15 protein-coding genes and 1 pseudogene are annotated in these 20,326 nt (G+C 45.9%); 11 read left to right on the forward strand and 5 right to left on the reverse strand.

Translation table 11 applies throughout. From position 1 onward, the window contains the following. Window positions 1–4: 4 nt before the first annotated feature. From ACPEPR_RS01895 to pgaD, 8 genes are all read left to right on the forward strand, one after another. A complete protein-coding gene (locus tag ACPEPR_RS01895; RefSeq protein ID WP_005176256.1) occupies window positions 5–715 on the forward strand; it encodes a succinate dehydrogenase iron-sulfur subunit in 711 nt (236 codons plus the stop codon). Between the two features lie 816 nt (window positions 716–1,531). Next, window positions 1,532–4,357: a 2-oxoglutarate dehydrogenase E1 component gene (locus ACPEPR_RS01900; protein WP_005176258.1), complete on the forward strand. Its 2,826-nt coding sequence runs from the start codon at window positions 1,532–1,534 to the stop codon at window positions 4,355–4,357. A gap of 16 nt (window positions 4,358–4,373) precedes the next feature. After that, window positions 4,374–5,582: a 2-oxoglutarate dehydrogenase complex dihydrolipoyllysine-residue succinyltransferase gene (gene odhB, locus ACPEPR_RS01905; RefSeq protein WP_104471741.1), complete on the forward strand. Its 1,209-nt coding sequence runs from the start codon at window positions 4,374–4,376 to the stop codon at window positions 5,580–5,582. A gap of 99 nt (window positions 5,583–5,681) precedes the next feature. Further along, complete coding sequence (gene lpdA, locus ACPEPR_RS01910; protein WP_045796462.1) at window positions 5,682–7,115, forward strand: dihydrolipoyl dehydrogenase; 1,434 nt, start codon at window positions 5,682–5,684, stop codon at window positions 7,113–7,115. A 170-nt stretch (window positions 7,116–7,285) separates the two neighbouring features. Then, window positions 7,286–8,452: an ADP-forming succinate--CoA ligase subunit beta gene (gene sucC, locus ACPEPR_RS01915; protein ID WP_005176263.1), complete on the forward strand. Its 1,167-nt coding sequence runs from the start codon at window positions 7,286–7,288 to the stop codon at window positions 8,450–8,452. Between the two features lie 11 nt (window positions 8,453–8,463). After that, entirely contained in the window at window positions 8,464–9,354 is an 891-nt protein-coding gene (gene sucD, locus ACPEPR_RS01920; RefSeq protein WP_104471739.1) for a succinate--CoA ligase subunit alpha, read from the forward strand. Window positions 9,355–9,574: 220 nt separating this feature from the next. Continuing rightward, window positions 9,575–11,953, forward strand: a complete 2,379-nt coding sequence (pgaA, locus tag ACPEPR_RS01925; protein WP_423561858.1) for a poly-beta-1,6 N-acetyl-D-glucosamine export porin PgaA — start codon at window positions 9,575–9,577, stop codon at window positions 11,951–11,953. A 131-nt stretch (window positions 11,954–12,084) separates the two neighbouring features. After that, a complete protein-coding gene (gene pgaD / locus ACPEPR_RS01930; protein ID WP_423561911.1) occupies window positions 12,085–12,456 on the forward strand; it encodes a poly-beta-1,6-N-acetyl-D-glucosamine biosynthesis protein PgaD in 372 nt (123 codons plus the stop codon). 59 nt (window positions 12,457–12,515) lie between these two features. Here pgaD and ACPEPR_RS01935 read toward each other — a convergent pair whose 3' ends face one another. The 3 genes from ACPEPR_RS01935 to trpS form a co-directional block, all read right to left on the reverse strand. Next, a complete protein-coding gene (locus ACPEPR_RS01935) occupies window positions 12,516–14,246 on the reverse strand; it encodes a flotillin family protein (protein WP_127798958.1) in 1,731 nt (576 codons plus the stop codon). A gap of 25 nt (window positions 14,247–14,271) precedes the next feature. Beyond that, a complete protein-coding gene (locus tag ACPEPR_RS01940; RefSeq protein ID WP_005176281.1) occupies window positions 14,272–14,919 on the reverse strand; it encodes a YqiJ family protein in 648 nt (215 codons plus the stop codon). A 405-nt stretch (window positions 14,920–15,324) separates the two neighbouring features. Continuing rightward, window positions 15,325–16,338, reverse strand: coding sequence for a tryptophan--tRNA ligase (trpS, locus tag ACPEPR_RS01945; RefSeq protein ID WP_005176282.1), 1,014 nt, complete (start codon window positions 16,336–16,338; stop codon window positions 15,325–15,327). A 203-nt stretch (window positions 16,339–16,541) separates the two neighbouring features. Between trpS and ACPEPR_RS01950 the strand changes: the two genes are divergently transcribed. The 3 genes and pseudogenes from ACPEPR_RS01950 to ACPEPR_RS01960 all read left to right on the forward strand — a co-directional run bounded on the left by ACPEPR_RS01950 (window position 16,542) and on the right by ACPEPR_RS01960 (window position 18,888). After that, complete coding sequence (locus tag ACPEPR_RS01950; protein ID WP_075174426.1) at window positions 16,542–17,468, forward strand: DUF808 domain-containing protein; 927 nt, start codon at window positions 16,542–16,544, stop codon at window positions 17,466–17,468. A gap of 47 nt (window positions 17,469–17,515) precedes the next feature. Continuing rightward, complete coding sequence (ypfJ, locus tag ACPEPR_RS01955; protein ID WP_005176288.1) at window positions 17,516–18,421, forward strand: KPN_02809 family neutral zinc metallopeptidase; 906 nt, start codon at window positions 17,516–17,518, stop codon at window positions 18,419–18,421. 137 nt (window positions 18,422–18,558) lie between these two features. After that, a pseudogene (locus ACPEPR_RS01960) lies at window positions 18,559–18,888 on the forward strand (MGMT family protein). Window positions 18,889–18,940: 52 nt separating this feature from the next. Here ACPEPR_RS01960 and ACPEPR_RS01965 read toward each other — a convergent pair. Beyond that, entirely contained in the window at window positions 18,941–19,378 is a 438-nt protein-coding gene (locus ACPEPR_RS01965) for a universal stress protein (protein WP_005176293.1), read from the reverse strand. Between the two features lie 319 nt (window positions 19,379–19,697). Then, the gene (locus tag ACPEPR_RS01970; protein ID WP_005176296.1) at window positions 19,698–20,321 is read right to left on the reverse strand and encodes a CatB-related O-acetyltransferase; all 624 of its coding nucleotides are present in this window, start codon (window positions 20,319–20,321) and stop codon (window positions 19,698–19,700) included. Window positions 20,322–20,326: the final 5 nt, after the last annotated feature.

Genomic DNA, 20,326 nt, shown 5'->3' on the forward strand with positions numbered 1-20,326 from the left:
CAAGATGAGTAGAGGTACTCGTACATTTCATATCTACCGCTATGATCCTGATAAGGATAAAGCACCGTACATGCAAACATTCAAGCTGGAATTGACTGATAAGCATCGTATGTTGCTTGACGCACTTTTGGCGTTGAAAGTACAAGACGAAACTTTAACGTTCCGTCGTTCTTGCCGCGAAGGTATTTGTGGTTCTGATGGTGTAAACATCAATGGTAAAAACGGTTTGGCGTGTCTTTGGAACCTGAACGATTTACCAAATGAAATCACCATTCGTCCATTACCAGGTCTGCCAGTGATCAAAGACCTAGTTGTTGATATGAATCAGTTCTACGACCAGTACAACAAGATTCAGCCATTCTTGATCAACAACCAGCCTGCGCCACCAAAAGAGCGTTTACAGTCTCAGGAAGACCGTGAGCACCTAGATGGCCTGTATGAATGTATTTTATGTGCATGCTGTTCAACTTCATGCCCATCATTCTGGTGGAACCCGGACAAATTCCTGGGTCCTTCAGCGCTGTTGAATGCTTACCGCTTCATCATCGATTCACGTGATACTGCAACTCAAGAGCGTCTGGCGCGTCTTGATGACCCGTTCTCGCTGTTCCGTTGTAAAGGCATCATGAACTGTGTGTCAGTTTGTCCGAAAGGTCTGAACCCAACCAAAGCAATCGGTCACATCCGTAACATGCTTCTGGATACTGCGGGTTAATCTGAACGCCAGTTTGGTGAATTCAAAAAGCACATCTCTGGATGTGCTTTTTTTATGCTGTTTTATTGAACACTTGAATGGGGTTGGTCTGATGAGATGCATTGCTGCATACAAACTGGGTATGAAAAGTGCAGGTGAATAGTTTTAAATCAATCTTCTAAAAAAGTGTAATAGAGTGATGGTATTTTGTTTTAATACGCCCAGAAATGGGGCATGAGACTGCAAAAAGTGGTGCAAGATGTTATTATATAACGCAAGTTGAAGAGGGCAGATTGAAAGATGTGCTCTCTTTTGTTTTATGGAATAAAGAAGCCGTTGGACTTTGGTCTTAATTGCTTCTAATTATTAAATAAAGCACCATATGTTAGAGCAAAATATGTTTCTTGTATTTCGCCAATTTATAGGGGGTATACGTCAAAAAAATCAATTGAGAGTTGGAGATCATGTTACGATTAATAAACTTCTATATTTAAAAATTGAGGTTGAATTTATGTACATTTTTTCAACATTTAAAGAGATGTAGAAAGCCAGAAATTAGAGTAAACCTATTTAGAAAAGCTAATTTGCCGAATTAATTTTTCTAAGTCGATTTGCAAAAAAATTGCTCGGTTTTGGCCGAGTATAAAATGAGTGATGATGCCAATCAGGGTGTTATGATTCATTATTCACATTGGGTAGTCCTAATGTAGTGATAACGCCTCATGACAGTTGTCGAATGGGGACGAATGTCATGTTACCAATTTGACATTATCAATCATGGGTTTTGCTTAAAAAGCATCCTGAAAAATGTTTTTGCAATAGGAAATGGGTCCACAAATGCAAGAAGTTGCTGACGCTCTGCGTCTTGACACTGAACTTTCCGCTGATAGTGCAGCGTATATTGAAGAACTTTATGAGCAGTATTTAACGTCTCCAGAGTCAGTTGGTGAAGACTGGAGAGTGTACTTCGATAAATTCCCAAAAGGTGATCAACCTCATAGCAATGTACGTGAGCAATTCCTTTTATTGGGTCGCAACTCAAATCGTATTCAGTCTGTGGCTCAAAGCGCGGTAAGCTCTGAGCATGAACGTCGTCAAATAGGCGTCCTGCAACTGATCGCAGCGTATCGTAATCGTGGTCACCAAAAAGCAAAATTAGATCCGCTAGGTTTGGCAAAACGCGAAGAAGTGCCAGATCTTGATCTTGCTGCGCACGGTTTAACCAAATCTGATTTAGATACCGTATTCAACACAGGCAACCTGGCGATTGGTAAAACAGATACCACGCTGGGCGAAATGGTTGAAGCGATGGAAGCAACTTACTGCGGTTCAATTGGTGCAGAGTACATGCACATTGTTGACACCAAAGAGAAACGCTGGATTCAACAGCGTCTTGAAAGTGCCCGTGGTCAGTATGGCTTCAATGCAGAACAGAAAAAACACTTCCTTGAGCGTTTAACTGCCGCTGAAGGTCTGGAAAAATATTTAGGTAATAAATACGTTGGTGCAAAACGCTTTGGTGTGGAAGGTGGTGAATCTTTCATTCCAATGGTTAACGAACTAATTCAACGTGCCGGTGCGGTTGGTTGTAAAGAAGTCGTGATTGGTATGCCACACCGTGGCCGTCTGAACTTGCTGGTTAACATCATGGGTAAAAACCCGGCTGACCTGTTTGGCGAGTTCGAAGGTAAATCTTTACACAAGAAAGGTTCGGGTGACGTTAAGTACCACCAAGGTTTCTCATCTAACGTAATGACCCCAGGTGGCGAAGTTCACTTGGCATTGGCGTTTAACCCGTCGCACCTTGAAATTGTTGGACCTGTGGTTGAAGGTTCGGTACGTGCCCGTCAAGTACGTCGTAAAGACATTGGTGGCGATGACGTATTGCCATTAATCGTACATGGTGATGCTGCATTTGCAGGTCAGGGCGTGAACCAGGAAACTTTCCAGATGTCACAAACACGCGGTTATACCGTGGGTGGTACTGTGCACATCGTAATTAACAACCAGGTTGGTTTCACTACCTCTGATCCACGTGATGCGCGTTCTACAGAATACTGTACCGACATCGCGAAAATGGTTCAGGCGCCAGTATTCCACGTGAATGGTGATGATCCTGAAGCAGTAATCTTCGTAACGCAATTGGCACACGACTTCCGTCATACTTTCCGTAAAGACGTAGTGATTGACCTGTTCTGTTACCGTCGTCGTGGTCACAACGAAGCGGATGAGCCATCTGCAACCCAGCCACTGATGTATCAGGTGATCAACAAGAAAGCCACTACACGTACTTTGTATGCAGACCAACTAGTACAACAGGGCGTATTAGATCGCGCTGCTGCAGACCAAATGGTTGAAGACTACCGTGCCGATCTTGAAGCAGGTAATCACGTTGCCAATGCGCTGGTTCTTGAACCGAACAAGAAAATGTTTGTGGACTGGACGCCGTACCTGGGCCATGAATACACTGACGAATGGGATACCACTTTCCCGGCTGAGCGCTTAAAAGAGCTTGGTGAAGGCATGCGTAAACTTCCAGAAGGTTTCGTGATGCAGCGTCAGGTGTCTAAAGTGATTGACGAACGTCTGAAAATGCAGACCGGCGAAATGCCGCTGAACTGGGGTGCTGCTGAAACTCTAGCCTATGCAACACTGCTAGATCAGGGTTACCTGGTACGTATTACTGGTGAAGACGTAGGTCGTGGTACCTTCTCGCACCGTCATGCCAAACTGCATAACCAGGTTGATGGCGAAACTTATATTCCATTGTGCCATGTGAAAGAAAACCAGCCGCGTTTTGCTTTATATGACTCGCTATTGTCTGAAATGGCGGTACTGGCATTTGAATATGGTTATGCGACCACGATTCCACACGGTCTGATCATTTGGGAAGCACAATTTGGTGACTTCGCTAACTGTGCGCAAGTGGTGATTGACCAGTTCATCGCCTCTGGTGAAACCAAGTGGGAACGTGTATGTGGTTTAACCATGTTGCTGCCACACGGCTTTGAAGGTCAAGGTCCGGAACACTCATCTGCACGTTTAGAACGTTTCTTACAGCTGTGTGCTGAAGACAACATGCAAGTGATTACCCCGACTACACCAGCACAGATTTTCCACGCTTTACGTCGTCAGGCAATTCGTCCAATCCGTAAGCCAATGATTGTGATGTCACCGAAATCATTGCTGCGTCACAAACTGGCAACTTCATCTCTTGATGAGCTGGCAACTGGTACTTTCCAGACTGTGATTGACGAAATCGACAGCAACATCAACAAGGCCGACGTGACCCGTCTGGTACTTTGTGGTGGTAAAGTGTATTACGACCTGCTTGAAAAACGTCGTGAAAAAGAATTGAACAACACGGCAATTGTTCGTATTGAACAGTTGTATCCATACCCAGAACAACGCATTGCGGAAATTCTTGAAGCTTATCCAAACGTGAAAGAACTGGTTTGGACTCAGGAAGAACCGAAGAACCAAGGTGCTTGGTTGTTCATCGCGCCGCGTCTATATGATGACGTGATGAAAGCTGGTAAACAGGTTCGTATCAGCTTTGCTGGTCGTGAGGCTTCTGCCGCTCCAGCGTGTGGTTCACCATATTTGCATGCAAAACAACAAGCTCAGCTCATCAATGACGCGCTTGCGATCGTAGCTGAATAACAGGAGATTCGAAGTAATGGCAACCGAAATTAAAGCACCGGTATTTCCAGAGTCAGTTGCAGATGGAACAATCGCGACTTGGCACAAACAACCAGGTGAAGCAGTATCACGTGATGAAGTGATCTGTGACATCGAAACTGACAAAGTTGTTCTGGAAGTTGTAGCTCCTGCAGACGGTACGATTGCTCAAATCATTAAAAATGAAGGTGATACTGTACTTTCAAATGAAGTGATTGCACAGTTTGAAGAAGGTGCTGTATCTGGCGCTGCGCAAACTCAAGCAGTTCAGTCTGAAGAGAAAGTTGAACAGGCGGCTGCGAAAACTGAAGCAGGTGCAGCACCTGTAGTTGAGCGTGCTCAACCAGTTGCGGACCAGGCACCAGCGGTGCGTAAAGCATTGACTGAAACCGGTATCAACGCTGCTGACGTACAAGGTACAGGCCGTGGCGGTCGCATCACTAAAGAAGATGTGGCCAACCATCAAGCGAAACCAGCGGCTGCGCCTTTAACTGCAGCAGTAGGTGAGCGTATCGAGAAACGTGTTCCTATGACGCGTTTACGTAAGCGTGTAGCTGAACGTTTACTTGCAGCGACTCAAGAAACTGCAATGTTGACGACGTTTAACGAAGTGAACATGAAACCAATCATGGAAATGCGTAAGCAATATAAAGACGCATTTGAAAAACGCCACGGTGCGCGTCTTGGCTTCATGTCATTCTTCGTAAAAGCTGCGACTGAAGCGCTAAAACGCTACCCAGCAGTAAACGCATCAATTGATGGCGACGATATCGTTTATCACGGTTACTATGACATCGGTGTAGCTGTATCTTCTGACCGTGGTCTGGTGGTTCCTGTATTACGTGATACAGACCGTATGAACTACGCTGAAGTTGAATCTGGCATTGGTGCTTATGCTGCGAAAGCACGTGAAGGTAAACTTGCGATTGAAGACATGACTGGCGGTACATTCACCATTACTAATGGTGGTACTTTCGGTTCACTGCTGTCTACGCCAATTCTGAATACACCACAAACTGCTATTCTGGGTATGCACAAAATCCAGGAACGTCCTATGGCAGTCAATGGTCAGGTTGAAATCTTGCCAATGATGTATTTAGCGCTGTCTTATGACCACCGTTTAATCGATGGTAAAGAAGCGGTAGGTTTCCTTGTAACAATCAAAGAATTGTTAGAAGAGCCAGCTAAACTTATCCTTGACTTATAATTTATTAATTAAAAATCTCTCCTAACCCCTCTAAAAAAGAGGGGAAAGGTTCCCCCTTAAGCAAAAGGTGGAATTTAGAGAGATTGATTGGAGATAAAAATGTCTCAACAATTTGATTTAGTTGTTATTGGCGGTGGTCCAGGCGGTTATGAAGCAGCCATTCGTGCGGCTCAGCTTGGTTTTAAAGTGGCATGTATCGAAAAACGCATCCACAAAGGTAAACCATCTTTAGGTGGTACCTGCTTAAACGTGGGCTGTATCCCGTCTAAAGCACTGCTTGATTCTTCACACCGTTATGAAGATACCGTTCATCACCTGGCTGATCATGGTATTACGACAGGTGAAGTAAACTTTGACCTGTCTAAATTACTGGCACGTAAAGACAAGATTGTTGACCAGTTGACTGGCGGTATTGACCAGTTGCTGAAAGGCAATGGTATCGAATGGTTAAAAGGTACTGGTAAATTACTGGCGGGTAAGAAAGTTGAGTTTGTTCCTCACGAAGGTGAAACTCAGGTTCTAGAGCCAAAATATGTAATTCTTGCGTCTGGTTCTGTACCAGTGAACATTCCGGTAGCTCCTGTTGATCAAGACATTATTGTTGATTCTACTGGCGCGCTTGAGTTCCCTGAAGTACCGAAGCGTTTAGGCGTGATTGGTGCCGGCGTGATCGGTCTGGAGCTTGGTTCAGTATGGCGTCGTCTAGGTGCTGAAGTTGTTGTATTTGAAGCAATGGATGCCTTCTTGCCAATGGCGGATAAAGCGCTGGCAAAAGACTACCAGAAACTGCTGACCAAACAGGGTCTGGATATTCGTGTAGGCGCGAAAGTGTCTGGCACTGAAGTCAACGGTCGTGAAGTGACGGTAAAATACACCCAAGGCGGCGAAGAGAAAGAACAGACTTTCGACAAGCTGATCGTGTGTGTGGGTCGTCGTGCGTATGCTGAAGGCTTACTGGCTGATGACTGCGGTATCAAACTGACTGAACGTGGTCTGGTTGAAGTGAACGACTGGTGTGCGACTTCTGTTGAAGGCGTATATGCAATTGGTGACTTGGTACGCGGTCCAATGCTGGCACACAAGGCCATGGAAGAAGGCGTAATGGCAGTTGAACGTATTCACGGTCATGCTGCTCAAGTGAACTATGACACCATCATCTCTGTCATCTATACACACCCTGAAGCGGCGTGGGTAGGTTTAACAGAAGAGCAGGCCAAAGAAAAAGGTCATGAAGTGAAAACCGGTCAATTCGGTTTCGCAGTCAACGGCCGTGCTTTAGCTGCCGGTGAAGGTGCTGGTTTCGTGAAGTTTGTTGCTGATGCAAAAACAGATCGTTTACTGGGTATGCACGTGATTGGGCCTGCAGCGTCTGACATTGTTCACCAAGGTATGATCGCGCTTGAATTTGTATCTTCAGTTGAAGATTTACAATTAATGACATTCGGTCACCCAACCTTCTCTGAGGTGGTGCACGAAGCGGCACTGGCCGTCGATGGACGTGCCATCCACGCGATTCAGCGTAAGCGTAAATAAATAAAAAAAGAGCGGTTTCGACCGCTCTTTTTCATTTGGTGGTTGTTTTTGTTTGAATAATCATCTAAAACTAAAACGATAAAACTGTATAAATGTTAATACTCACGACGATGGATGTTGGAGTTTTAGCGAGTCATAAAAAAACGTGAAAAGTAGTAAAAGGTAAATAAATGAATCTACATGAGTACCAAGCCAAAGCGCTATTAAAAAAATATGGTATGCCGGTGCAGGAAGGTCTGCTTGCAACCAATGCAGATGAAGCAGTACAGGCATTTGAACAGCTCGGTGGCAAATTCGCTGTCATGAAAGCCCAGGTGCATGCGGGTGGCCGTGGTAAGGCGGGTGGTGTGAAAGTGGTGAAATCGGCTGAAGAAGCGGCAGAGTATGCCAATCAGCTGATCGGTACTCGACTGGTCACTTATCAGACCGATGCCAATGGCCAGCCGGTGAACAGTATTCTGGTGGCCCAAGATGTTTATCCGGTAGAGCGCGAATTATATTTGGGTGCCGTGGTGGATCGTTCTAGCCGTCGCGTGACCTTTATGGCCTCAACCGAAGGTGGGGTTGAAATTGAAAAAGTCGCAGAAGAAACCCCAGAAAAAATTATTAAAGTCGAAGTTGATCCACTAGTCGGCTTATTGCCATTTCAGGCACGTGAAGTTGCGTTTGCCCTGAACTTAAAAGATGGACAAATCAACCAGTTTGTTAAAATCATGACTGCGGCGTATCAGGCCTTTATTGAAAACGATTTTGCCCTGTTTGAAATTAACCCGCTGTCTGTACGTGAAAACGGCGAAATTTTATGTGTCGATGCCAAAGTTGGCATTGATTCCAATGCGCTGTACCGTTTGCCGGAAGTGGCGGCACTGCGTGACAAGAGCCAGGAAAATGAGCGCGAACTGAAAGCCTCTGAGTTCGATCTGAACTATGTAGCGCTAGAAGGCAATATTGGCTGTATGGTCAATGGTGCCGGTCTTGCCATGGCAACCATGGACATCATCAAATTGTATGGTGGTCAACCGGCCAACTTCCTTGATGTCGGTGGCGGTGCAACCAAAGAGCGCGTGATTGAAGCATTTAAAATTATTCTGGCCGACAATTCGGTTCAGGGAGTATTAATCAATATTTTTGGTGGGATTGTACGTTGTGACATGATTGCGGAGGCGATTATTGCAGCAGTTCAGGAAGTCAATGTCAGCGTGCCGGTGGTGGTACGTCTGGAAGGAAACAATGCTGAGCTGGGGGCCAAATTACTGGATGAATCTGGCCTGACCTTAATTTCTGCAAATGGCCTGGCCGATGCTGCAGAAAAAATTGTTGCTGCGGTAAAAGCTTAAGGAGATGCATCATGAGCGTATTAGTAAATAAAGACACAAAAGTATTGGTTCAGGGCTTCACCGGTAAAAACGGAACCTTCCATTCGGCCCAGGCGCTGGATTATGGCACGCGTGTTGTCGGCGGTGTAACTCCAGGTAAAGGTGGTCAAACCCATTTAGACCTGCCAGTATTTAACACCATGAAGCAGGCGGTCCGTGAAACTCAGGCTGACGCTTCGGTGATTTATGTACCCGCACCTTTTGTACTGGACTCGATTGTTGAAGCGGTCGATGCCGGTATTGAACTGATTGTGGTAATTACTGAAGGTGTACCGACCCTAGATATGCTAAAAGCCAAACGCTATCTGGAAACCAATGGTAATGGTACACGCCTGATTGGCCCGAACTGTCCGGGTATTATCACCCCGGGCGAATGTAAGATCGGGATTATGCCAGGTCATATTCATCAGCCAGGGAAAATCGGGATTATCTCGCGTTCAGGAACGCTGACTTATGAAGCGGTTGCGCAAACCACCAAATTGGGTCTGGGCCAGTCGACCTGTATCGGCATCGGCGGTGATCCGATTCCGGGCATGAACCAGATTGACTGTCTGAAGCTGTTCCAGGACGATCCTCAAACTGAAGCCATTATCATGATTGGTGAGATTGGCGGCACAGCCGAAGAAGAAGCAGCCGAATACATTCAGGCGCATGTGACCAAGCCTGTGGTGGGCTATATTGCCGGTGTAACCGCACCAAAAGGCAAACGCATGGGCCATGCTGGCGCGATTATTTCTGGTGGTAAAGGAACCGCAGAGGAGAAATTTGCTGCCTTTGAACGTGCCGGAATGGCTTATACCCGTAGCCCGGCCGAGCTCGGTTCAACCATGCTGAAAGTATTGCAGGCCAAAGGTTTGGTGTAAAACCTACCTGACTAAAAAACCCCAGTTCTTGGGGTTTTTTATGGCAAAGAACATAGATAATGATGACGCTTCTATTGAGGAAAAAGTAAAGCATACAAAACAAATAAAATGATTGTTTTAGTAATTGTGATTTACATCACACTTTAATAGGATATCGAACAATAATTATCAGAAACTTGAGAATTTATATGATCAAAATAACAACGATCATGCCGATTCAGTGTCTGTCGCTTTGCTCTTTTTTATTTTTTCTTCTGCTCATGCCAATACGCTTGATCAGCAACGTGAGCACGCGGTGGAGATGGTTCGGTCCGGGCAGGTGGTCTCTGGACTCAATCGCTTGCAGGCGTTATTAGCTCAATTTCCCACAGATCAAAAGTTAATTGCGGATTATCTAGTTTTGGCCTATGGTCAGCCTGTGTTACATCCACAGGATTTATACCGCCTAACGCAGCAGATTCAACCTAAAACCTTTCCTGCCTATGCCCAGGTCAGCGCTATCAAGGTGCTCCGTGATGCCAAGCAGTATGCTCAGGCCAAAGCGTATCTGGCCCGGTTTCAGCCTTTAAATACCCAGGCCAGCGGCAAAGTCTGGCACGCGGTACTAGAAGCCGAGTCGGGTCAGGCAGCAGCCGCTAAAACGTTGCTGAAAAACCTGCAATGGCAACAGCTTAGTGCCGATGACCTGAGTTTATTGTCTTATACCTATCGTATCCTGAATATGCCGGTACAAGCCTTGCAGGCAGCCGAAGCCGGATTAAAAAAGCAAAGCAGCATTGCAGGCCATGAACAATATGTACTGTCGCTGATGCTTAATGGCAAGCATCATGCAGCAGAGAACTATCTGCTGCAACAACAGTTAGCACAGAGCCATCCTCGTTTGTTACTGCAAGTTAAACAGCACCAGTTTTCTACCCGGATTCAGAATGCAGTACAGGCCTATAAAACGGCACAACTGCGCAGTGAATATGCAACAGCCTATACCGAGCTGGATGCGGTACTGGCCGATATGGCTGCACATGAACCACAGGTGGCAGCTGACGCCGAACTGCAGCGCGCATTCTATGCCGATTATCTGTATGCCTTGGGACAGCGTAAGCGTCATCAGCAGGTCTTGAAAATTGTGCAACAGCAGCATCAGCCAATTGCAAACTGGCCGGCTTATGTACGCCATGCCATTGCCGATGCCTATCTGGCCACCCGACAACCGGAACTGGCTGAACCGGTGTATTTAAGCCTGTTTCAGGAAAAGAACTATGCAGACTATACGGTGTATGCCGGTTTGTATTATGCCTATATCGAACAGGAAAAATTCAAGCAGGCTGATCAGCTGATTCAGGACATGGACCGTCAGTTACCGCGTTATCGTTATAGCGAGGCCAAAGGCGTGGACCGCAGTACCCATGAAGACCGGGAGCAGTATCTGGCTTTAAAAGGGCTGAACTATGCCTACCGCAACGAACATGCCAAAGCCGAGCAGTATTTTGAAACCCTGGTTTCAATTGCACCGAATAATCTGGCCTATCAGAACAATCTGGCACAAATTCAGCGCTGGCGTGAAAAACCACTGACTTCCCAACAAACGCTGGAGCAGTGGAATGGCCTGGATCAGGTCAGTCAAATCACCCAGATTAACCAGATGCAAAATGCCCAAGCCCTGAATGATATTAGGGGCTGGCGTCAGCTGAATCAGGCCTTGTTACAGACGGCTGCAGATGATACCGGTGTGCAATTAAGCCGCAAAGAATTAAAGGATCGCGATCATTTCAGCATTCAGCATGAAAGTTATTTTTCTGAAAGTCGTTCCGATCAGGAACAGTTGCTGAACCGTTTAAAAGGTTCAGAAGAGCGTACCCATTGGACCCGTCTTAACAGCCCGTGGCTAAATGAGCATTATCAGGTTTTTATTGACCATCAGCATCGGCAGGGGCGTTATGAAGATGGCACCCTGGATGATCCGCGTTTAGGTCTGGGTGTGGCCTGGTCCAAAGATCGCAAGTATGCCAGCCTGTTGCTGTCTCAATCTTTAGATGAAGACCGTGTGGGCGCTGCACTGGACTGGTCACACTGGTTAAATGATCATTGGCAATATCATCTGGCGGTGAATACCCAGGCCGATATTCCGTTGCAGGCAATGGCCAAAGCACATGAAGGACAGTCGTATCGGGCGGGTTTTAACTGGCAGGCCAACGAGTCGCGTAAAGCCGGTGCACAATTTCAATTGACCGATATTGATGATGGCAACACCCGTCAGGAATATCAGGCCTATTTTAGCCAGCAGTTTTATCAGGCCCCGCATCATCTGAGTCGTGCCACGCTCAGCGGCTATTATGGAAAAAATAAGCCCGTCGCCGTGGATTATTTTAATCCTGAATCCAGCCATAGTTTAGAGCTGAAACTGGAACATGACTGGATGACCTGGCGTCGTTATGAGCAACATTTTAATCAGCATTTTGAACTGACGCTGGGCACATTTGGACAGAAAGATTATTCCAATGAGCCGATATATAACCTGTTTTATCGCCATGACTGGCGTGTGTCACGAACCTGGAAACTGCACTATGGCATGGCTTTGTTGCATAAATATGTAAGCATCTGATTTAAATAAATTTAATTTTGGATCAAAAAATAATCAAAACTTTTAAAATCATATAGTTATGAAATCTTTGTGCAACAAAGCCCTATGTACGTAACAAGGCCGCAGGCTATGGACTATTCTTTCTGGGCTGGCTGGCCTGGATCTGGTTATTCCTGCCTCTGATCACTATGTTGCTGTGGCTGTTTCAGGGCTATACCGTATATGAGCAGCTGTTTGTGATGTCGGCGCCGCAAAGCTCGTTCAGCCTGTTTTATCTGGGGCTGGCGATTATGGTGTTTATTCTGATTCTGCTGATCTGGGCTGTGTATAACTGGCTGCGTTTTCGTGATAATGAGCGCCGGGCTTTTCCGGAGCATATTCAGACTGAGCAGCTGGCGGAAAGTTTTCAGGTCGACACAACTGAAATGGCGTATTTGCAGCAGGCCAAAAATCTGACCTTACATTATGATCAAGATGGACAGCTGGAAAAATTTGAAGTTCATCAGCCACTGTCTTCATCATAGAACATTGAAAAACAGCCATAAAAAACGCAGCCTTAGCTGCGTTTTTTTATTCACCTCATTTAAGTTGATGAAGTTTCCTGATTGATTTTCGGCTGAGATTTCAGGCTTTGGGTCAGACCGTTAATATCACCGCCATGAATACCCAGTTCACTCATCAGGCTGTCAATTAACGGCGCTTGCGAACGATAGCGCAGGGCACTGTTCACCACCTGATCAGACAGGGCCACTTGACCATGACCGTGTTCGCTGCCATCGACATGTGCGCTGCCCATCCCATTTAAACCATTGACGTGCAGAATCTTGATGTCATCAATATTTTCCATTGGCTTGACGCTTTCACGGATAATTTCTGGCAGGTATTTCAGCATGGCCAGACGTACCTGCATTTCGACCTGTTCCGTTGACAGGATGTTATTGGCTTCGTTGACTGCACGGGTACCTTCAGCATCAACCTGATACTGTTTTTCCATCGCTTGTGCCAGCAGGACTTTGGCATCGGCTTCACCACGCGCTTTTAAACGCAGCTGTTCTGCATTGGCTTCTGCGGTAATCCGCACCGCTTCCGCTTCATCGACCGCCGCCTGTTTGCCGGCTTCAGCAGCAACGGTAATGGCAATCGCATCTTTTTCAGCGGCCTGCTTGGCAGCCACCAGCTCGACTGCCTTGGCACGTTCTGCGCGCTGGGTTTCACGTACGGTAATCACTTCTTCTTCTGCTTTTACCGCTTGAGCACGGGCTAAATCGGCCTGCGCTTTGGCTTCAGATTCGGCACGGGATTTTTCCGCAATGGCAATGGCGCGGTCCTGTTCGGCCAGCTCAATGGTTTTCTTCTGTTCCACTTGGGCTTTTTGGACTAGCTGTTCTTTTAAAATATTTTCATTGGCGACATCACGTGCTGAGCCAATCCGTTTCAGTTCAATTTCACGTTCAGCAGCAATGCGGGCTTCTTCCGCTTCACGTTTTTTGGCTGCTTCCTGGGCTGCAATTTCCGCCAGCTGTTCAGCACGGCGTACCGAAATTTCACGTTCTTGCTGTAACTTGGCATATTCTTCTTCACGAAGAATCTGCAGGCGCGCCTGTTCGGCTTCCAGGTTTTTGGCTTTAATGGCTAAGTCGGCATCCTGTTCAATGTCGTTACGTTTACGACGACGGTCTTCAATGGTTTCGGTTAATTTGGTCAGACCTTCGGCATCGAAAGCATTTTGCGGGTTAAAGTAGCGGAAACTGGTCTGATCCAGTCCGGTTAAAGATACAGTTTCCAGTTCCAGACCGTTTTTAAACAGATCTTCCGACACCACCTGCTGTACTTTCTGTACGAAGTCGACGCGTTTTTCATGCAGTTCTTCCATCGCCATTTCTGCGGCTACGGCACGTAAAGAATCGACAAATTTGCCTTCGACCAGATTTTTTAATTCATTCGGGGACATGGTTTTTTGCCCCAGCGTTTGTGCTGCGGTGGCAATAGATTCAGCGGTCGGTTTAACCCGCACATAAAATTCGGCCATGACATCGACACGCATACGGTCGCGGGTAATCAGGGCCTGATCTTCAGCACGGCGCACTTCCAGACGCAGGGTATTCATATTGACCGGAATAATTTCATGCAGCACCGGTAACACAATCGCCCCCCCGCCGAGAATGACATGCTCACCGCCAAAACCGGTACGCACAAAGGAAATTTCCTTGCTAGAGCGGCGATACAGGCGGGCCAGGATTAAACCAATCACAAATAAGGCCAGGAAAATAATTCCGGCAATAATCAAGACGTTATACATATTTGAACTTAACATTGTTATCTCTTGTGTTTTTCAGTTGTTAATTTAAATGCATGGCATAAAAGCCAATTTTGGTTCTCCCCGTTAAAATTACGGATTGACCCTGTTGAAAACTTTCGTCCTGTTCCGGTTCTACCAGAATATAGTGGGTCAGACCATGCTGATCCTGCACTTTGGCTTCTGCCGGAGAATTGGGAGTAGCCACACCTAAAATAATGGTGGCTGTGCGGCCAATCAGCTCGTCACTATAAATGGCGGTGGTTTCATCTTGCGGTAAAATGCGGGCAATCAGCATGGCGCTATAACGCACCAGGGGCATGCTCAGAAACAGACAGGCCGGTGCCATTATCCAGGCTGTAATATATTGACCGATCCATTGAAACAGCACTGATTGTAAAATCAGGCCAGACAAACCATATAAGGTCAGGAAAATAATCAGCCAGATCAGCAGCGGTACCCGGCCAATGTACAGCCAGTCCAGAAACTGGACCAACAGGCCACTAGAACCATCAATATTCACTTCTACATCTTTATGCGGAATTAAGTCATCTGGCAGGAACTGGTCCAGAATGCCCTGACTGCCGCCACCGGCCAGTAACAGAAACACTTCCAGCAGGGCAAAGAAAAACAGCAGGCAGATACAGACACTAAAAATCAGATTGGAAGGGTGAGTGAGCAAATCCCACATAACTGAATACTCTATTGTTCTGTTGTGTTTAAATTATTGATATTCAAAATATATATTATTATTGAATGCGCCTAGCATAGCATTAGGCCGCGTTTTTGTCTAAAAAACCTGCATATTTTAGGCAAAAAAATACGCAATGATTGGGGTGATCATTGCGTAGAACAACGAATCTGCTTGCACAGTTTCGGTAAAGGAGAAATGTTATGAATTAGGATTGCTCCTAGAACATATGACTAGAATACGCCGGCATGAGGCAGGGTTCAGCAGCGTTCAGGTAAATTCATGTTAAAGATTGTTGCTTCTATAAAAATTGTGTGACATTTCTCTCCATATTTTCTCCATCATTGTAAACGTAGCATAAAAAAGCCTTTCGCGAGGAAAGGCTTTTCAAGATCAGCATGGGGCTTAGAAGCGGAACACCCCTAAACCGGCTTTAACTTCATCTAAAGTGGCTTGAGTAATGTCACGGCACTTATCGGTACCGGTCTTTAAGATATCCATGATGTAATCCGGATCTTTGGCCAGTTCTAAACGGCGTTCACGGATTGGACCAATCAGCTCTTTTAAAATGCCTTCCAGACGTTTTTTCACGGTACCATCACCCAGACCACCACGGCGATAATGGGCTTTTAATTCTTCCAGTTCTTCTTTGTTCGGATCGAAAGCATCTAGGTAGGTAAATACCACGTTGCCTTCAACCTGGCCCGGATCTTCAATGCGGAGGTGGTTCGGGTCGGTGTACATGGCATTTACTGCTTTTTTAATGTCTTTGTCAGTAGCATCGAGCACAATGGTGTTGCCCAATGATTTTGACATTTTGGCTTTACCATCAAAACCAGGTAAACGGCCAACATTCGACAGCAGTGCTTTACATTCAGGCAGCAGGTCCTGACCTACCTGACGGTTAATGCGGCGTACAATTTCGTTGGTCTGTTCGATCATAGGAATCTGATCTTCACCCACGGGCACTACAGTCGCTTTAAACGCGGTAATATCGGCCGCTTGGGCAACTGGATAGCACAGGAAACCAGCTGGAATATCACGTTCAAAACCACGCATCTGAATTTCAGATTTAATGGTCGGGTTGCGCTCTAAACGTGCCACAGTGACAAAGTTTAAATACAGCATGGTCAGTTCATTCAAGGCCGGCAGGCAAGACTGAACACAAATGGTGGTTTTGGTCGGGTCAATGCCCACGGCCAGGTAATCGGTCGCCACTTCAATAATATTACGACGTACTTTTTCAAAGTTGTCGGCGTTATCAGTCAGGGCTTGAGCATCGGCAAGTAAAAGGTGTTGATGGTGAGAATCCTGTAAACCTACACGTGAACGTAAAGAACCTACAAAATGACCGAGGTGAAGTTGTCCGGTTGGACGGTCGCCAGTCAAAATAACAGGACGATTATCTTGATTACTCATTATCTCTTCCAAGTCGTTGTTACGACATTTCTATACCGATGATTGGGCTACATTGTACGGCATAATATTTTTGAATGTCACGGGATAAGCCGAACAGAATCAACAATTGTCTGGAAATTTTAAAGATTTATTAATGAAGTAAATACAGAGTCTTGGAAGATTTCTCCTTAGAATAAGCCTAGAACACGATAAGGATAAAAATTATGGCGAGTAGCTTATTACTATTATTAGATGATATTGCCACTGTTTTAGATGATGTGGCGGTCATGAGTAAAATGGCCGCAAAGAAAACGGCCGGTGTACTCGGTGATGATCTGGCCCTGAATGCCCAGCAGGTCAGCGGTGTACGTTCGGAGCGGGAACTGCCGGTGGTCTGGCGCGTGGCCAAAGGTTCTTTTGTCAATAAACTGATTCTGGTGCCTCTAGCTCTACTGATTAGCGTGGTGGCGCCGTGGCTGATTAACCCGTTACTGGTCGTGGGCGGTTTATTCTTATGTTATGAAGGGGTTGAAAAAGTCCTGCATTCCTTGCACAAGAAAAAAGCCAAAACTGCCGAAGAAGCGCAGCAGGAATTAATTAAAACCGAAACCGATCTGGCCACGTTTGAAAATGAAAAAATCAAAGGGGCAGTCCGGACCGACTTTATTCTCTCGGCAGAGATTATTGTCATTTCCTTGGGTACTGTAGCTACCGCGGCCTTTGGTGTAAAAGTCACAGTGCTGAGTATTATTGCCATCGCCATGACCATTGGGGTCTATGGGTTAGTGGCATTTATTGTCAAGATTGATGATATTGGGCTGCATCTCTCGGAACAGGCTTCTAATTTTAAACAGTCGGTCGGGCGCGGCTTGTTGGCCTTTGCGCCAATCTTGATGAAAATCCTGTCGATTGTCGGGACTCTGGCCATGTTCCTGGTGGGCGGCGGGATTATCAACCACGCTATTCCATTGGTACATCACTTTACCGAAGACAGTGTGGAATACGTGCAGGAAATTCCCAATATCGGCAGTATTTTTGGTGCGCTTACTCCAACCTTGATCAATTTTGCTGTGGGCTTTATTGCCGGTTTGATTGTGGTGGCGCTAATTGGTCTGGTGAAAAAGGTCTGGCCACGTTCCAAAGCCTCTTAAACTATGTAAAATTCTAGCCAAGAGATAAAGATAATAAGGAGATTGCTATGCGTTGGAAAGGTCGTCGCGTCAGTAGCAATGTAGAAGATCGTCGCGGTGGTGGCGGTGCCAAAGCCGGCGGGATCAGTATTCTGGGTCTGGTGGTGGCTTTTGTGGCCTGGAAGTTTTTTGGGGTCGATCCGCAAACAGCCTATCAGGCCACCAAACAGGTGACCAATCAGGGGCAGAGCGCGGAAACGCGTGGTCTGGAAAATCCGACGCCGGAGCAGCAGGAATCGATGGAGTTTATTGGTACCATTCTGGCCGATACCGAAGATACCTGGACGCAGGTGTTTGCCCAGCAGCTGAACCAGCAATATGTGCCACCCAAACTGGTGATGTTTAATGGTGCGGTCAGTTCCGCCTGTGGCAATGCCAGCGCTGCCATGGGGCCGTTTTATTGCCCGGCCGATCAGAAAGTCTATTTAGATACTGGTTTCTTTAAAGATATGCGCACCCAGATGGGAATTTCCGGCGAGCAGAACCAGACCGAATTATCGCGTCAGGATCAGGCTGGAGATTTTGCCCAGGCTTATGTGATTGCACATGAAGTCGGCCATCATATTCAGACCATTCTGGGGATTTCCGGACAGGTACAGCAGATGCGTCAGCGTGCCAGTCAGGTCGAAGGCAACCAGTTATCGGTTCGTCAGGAACTTCAGGCCGATTGTCTGGCCGGTGTCTGGGCGCATCATAACCATCAGCGTACTCAATTCCTGGAACAGGGCGATGTACAGGAAGCGATGGATGCCGCACATAAAATTGGTGATGACTATTTGCAGAAACGTTCGAGTGGACAAGTAGTGCCGGATAGCTTTACCCATGGTACCAGTGCCCAGCGCGTGCAATGGTTTAATACTGGCCTGAAGTCAGGCAATATGAATGATTGCGATACCTTTGGACAAGCCATCTAAAGCGTTGCATCCGCTTTTTAACTCAAGGTGAATACAGGAGGATGTGCAACTGCATGTCCTCTAGTTTTTTAAGCCTAGCTTTTCTAACCAGCACAGCTTTTCATCCCAATAGATTTCAACACTCTAAGATTCTTTTTATGTCTATTCCAGCACGTCCCAGTCAGGAGTTGGCCGCTTATATCACCGCGGTGATTGCCCAGATTCCACCTGGTAAAGTTGCCACCTATGGTTAGATTGCAAAACTGGCCGGTTTGCCGAAACATGTGCGTCTGGTGGGTTATGTACTGAAACATCTGGCACCGGGGCATGTGTTGCCATGGCATCGGGTGCTAAATGCGCAAGGGAAAATTAGCCTAAGCAAAATCAATGCGCAGGGTGAAAATATACAGGCGTTAAAACTGATACAGGAGGGTGTAGTGGTCCTGAATAACAAGGTGAGCTTAAAGCAGTATCAATGGCAGCCCTAAAAATAAAAAATTCCCCATACCCGCAGGTACAGGGAATTTTCTGGAGGAAAGATTAACGTACGATGAGTACAGGAACATTACCTTCGCCCAGTACGCTTTGCGCGACGCTACCGAGGAATAACTTTTTCAAACCGGTACGGCCATGAGAACCCATCACAATCAGGTCTGCATTCATTTCAGTTGCAGCACGTGCAATTTCACGATGAATCACTTGACCTTCAAGCAGACGAGACTCAACTGCTACACCTTGTTCCTGGAATTTTGCTTTGGCTTCATCCAGTGTTTTGAGAATAGACACACGCGCACGTTCAATCAGGTCATTGGTCTGGCCTGCTGAAATGTATTCTGATGCAATATATGGATCGAGTGTTAACACCTGTGCAACGGTTACTTTACTGCCGAAAGCTTTGGCAAGCTCGACTGCTTTGGCAACTGCTGCGTAAGAAGTTTCAGAACCGTCCACTGGAACTAAAATGTGTTGAAATGCCATCGTTATTTCTCCTTATTGTGTCATTCAACAATAAAAAATTGAGGGAACACTTTCTATTGCCTTAATGTTATCTTAGCGCTTATTTTTAAATAATAAAACCCAGTAATTTCATAGGGATAATTATTTTTTTAAGAAAGTTTAAGCCTTTCTAATTTAACATGTTTTTGAGTAATTAATCAGCAGTTTACACTAAAGTTGAAGGCTTATTTCATTAAGTCTGGCTTTAGAATGTGTTTAGCTCAGGTTTTTTGAGTTTTAATATCGATTAGATGAAAGTTTTGACCTGATGCTTGGCCTAAGCAAAAGTCCAAGGGAATAATCAGCAGTCTTTGAAATAATCAACCAAAGCAGCAACATCCTCTGTCTGCAACTGTTCCCGCATCTTTAAAAACTGCTTTTCATCCATCTCGTAAATTTTAAGGGAAAGCAGTTTTTCTATATCTTCTTGTGGAAAGCGATATTTAATAATTTTGGCAGGAACTCCTCCCACTACGGCATAAGGTGGAACGTCTTTTGTTACGACCGCACCAGTTGCCACAATTGCACCTTCACCCAGCGTCACGCCTTGCATAATCATGGCACGTGAGCCAATCCAGCAACCATCACCAATAACAGTATCGCCAGCAGGTACAAAACTGCGCGTATCAAACGGAAAGGCAGAAATCCAGTCAGTTCGGTGTAACTGATTACCGCCCATCATAATCACGCATTCCGCCCCAAAACACACGAAATTGCCAATATAAAGCTGATCAATTGGCTTCTCAGGCGTAGAAGGCTTGTCATGCAAATAACGCACAACACAACGCTCAAAACCCTGATCCCAATAAGCAGAATAATAAGAATAGTTTCCCTTAATATGAATATTAGGGTTTTTCATAGTTTTAGAAATAAATTCGAATTCACACCAATGCTTAACAGGGGAATTAATTAAGGGTTCAGCCATAAGAG

The sequence above is a fragment of the Acinetobacter sp. AND/436 genome (assembly GCF_049546925.1).
Classification (GTDB): Bacteria; Pseudomonadota; Gammaproteobacteria; order Pseudomonadales; family Moraxellaceae; genus Acinetobacter; species Acinetobacter indicus.

What these genes read in the sequence shown, in the direction of transcription:
- ACPEPR_RS01895 (WP_005176256.1), top strand. Translation starts at nt 5, where the DNA reads ATGAGTAGAGGTACTCGTACATTTCATATCTACCGCTATGATCCTGAT.
- ACPEPR_RS01900 (WP_005176258.1), top strand. Translation starts at nt 1,532, where the DNA reads ATGCAAGAAGTTGCTGACGCTCTGCGTCTTGACACTGAACTTTCCGCT.
- odhB (WP_104471741.1), top strand. Translation starts at nt 4,374, where the DNA reads ATGGCAACCGAAATTAAAGCACCGGTATTTCCAGAGTCAGTTGCAGAT.
- lpdA (WP_045796462.1), top strand. Translation starts at nt 5,682, where the DNA reads ATGTCTCAACAATTTGATTTAGTTGTTATTGGCGGTGGTCCAGGCGGT.
- sucC (WP_005176263.1), top strand. Translation starts at nt 7,286, where the DNA reads ATGAATCTACATGAGTACCAAGCCAAAGCGCTATTAAAAAAATATGGT.
- sucD (WP_104471739.1), top strand. Translation starts at nt 8,464, where the DNA reads ATGAGCGTATTAGTAAATAAAGACACAAAAGTATTGGTTCAGGGCTTC.
- ACPEPR_RS01935 (WP_127798958.1), bottom strand. Translation starts at nt 14,246, where the DNA reads ATGTTAAGTTCAAATATGTATAACGTCTTGATTATTGCCGGAATTATT.
- ACPEPR_RS01940 (WP_005176281.1), bottom strand. Translation starts at nt 14,919, where the DNA reads ATGTGGGATTTGCTCACTCACCCTTCCAATCTGATTTTTAGTGTCTGT.
- trpS (WP_005176282.1), bottom strand. Translation starts at nt 16,338, where the DNA reads ATGAGTAATCAAGATAATCGTCCTGTTATTTTGACTGGCGACCGTCCA.
- ACPEPR_RS01950 (WP_075174426.1), top strand. Translation starts at nt 16,542, where the DNA reads ATGGCGAGTAGCTTATTACTATTATTAGATGATATTGCCACTGTTTTA.
- ypfJ (WP_005176288.1), top strand. Translation starts at nt 17,516, where the DNA reads ATGCGTTGGAAAGGTCGTCGCGTCAGTAGCAATGTAGAAGATCGTCGC.
- ACPEPR_RS01965 (WP_005176293.1), bottom strand. Translation starts at nt 19,378, where the DNA reads ATGGCATTTCAACACATTTTAGTTCCAGTGGACGGTTCTGAAACTTCT.
- ACPEPR_RS01970 (WP_005176296.1), bottom strand. Translation starts at nt 20,321, where the DNA reads ATGGCTGAACCCTTAATTAATTCCCCTGTTAAGCATTGGTGTGAATTC.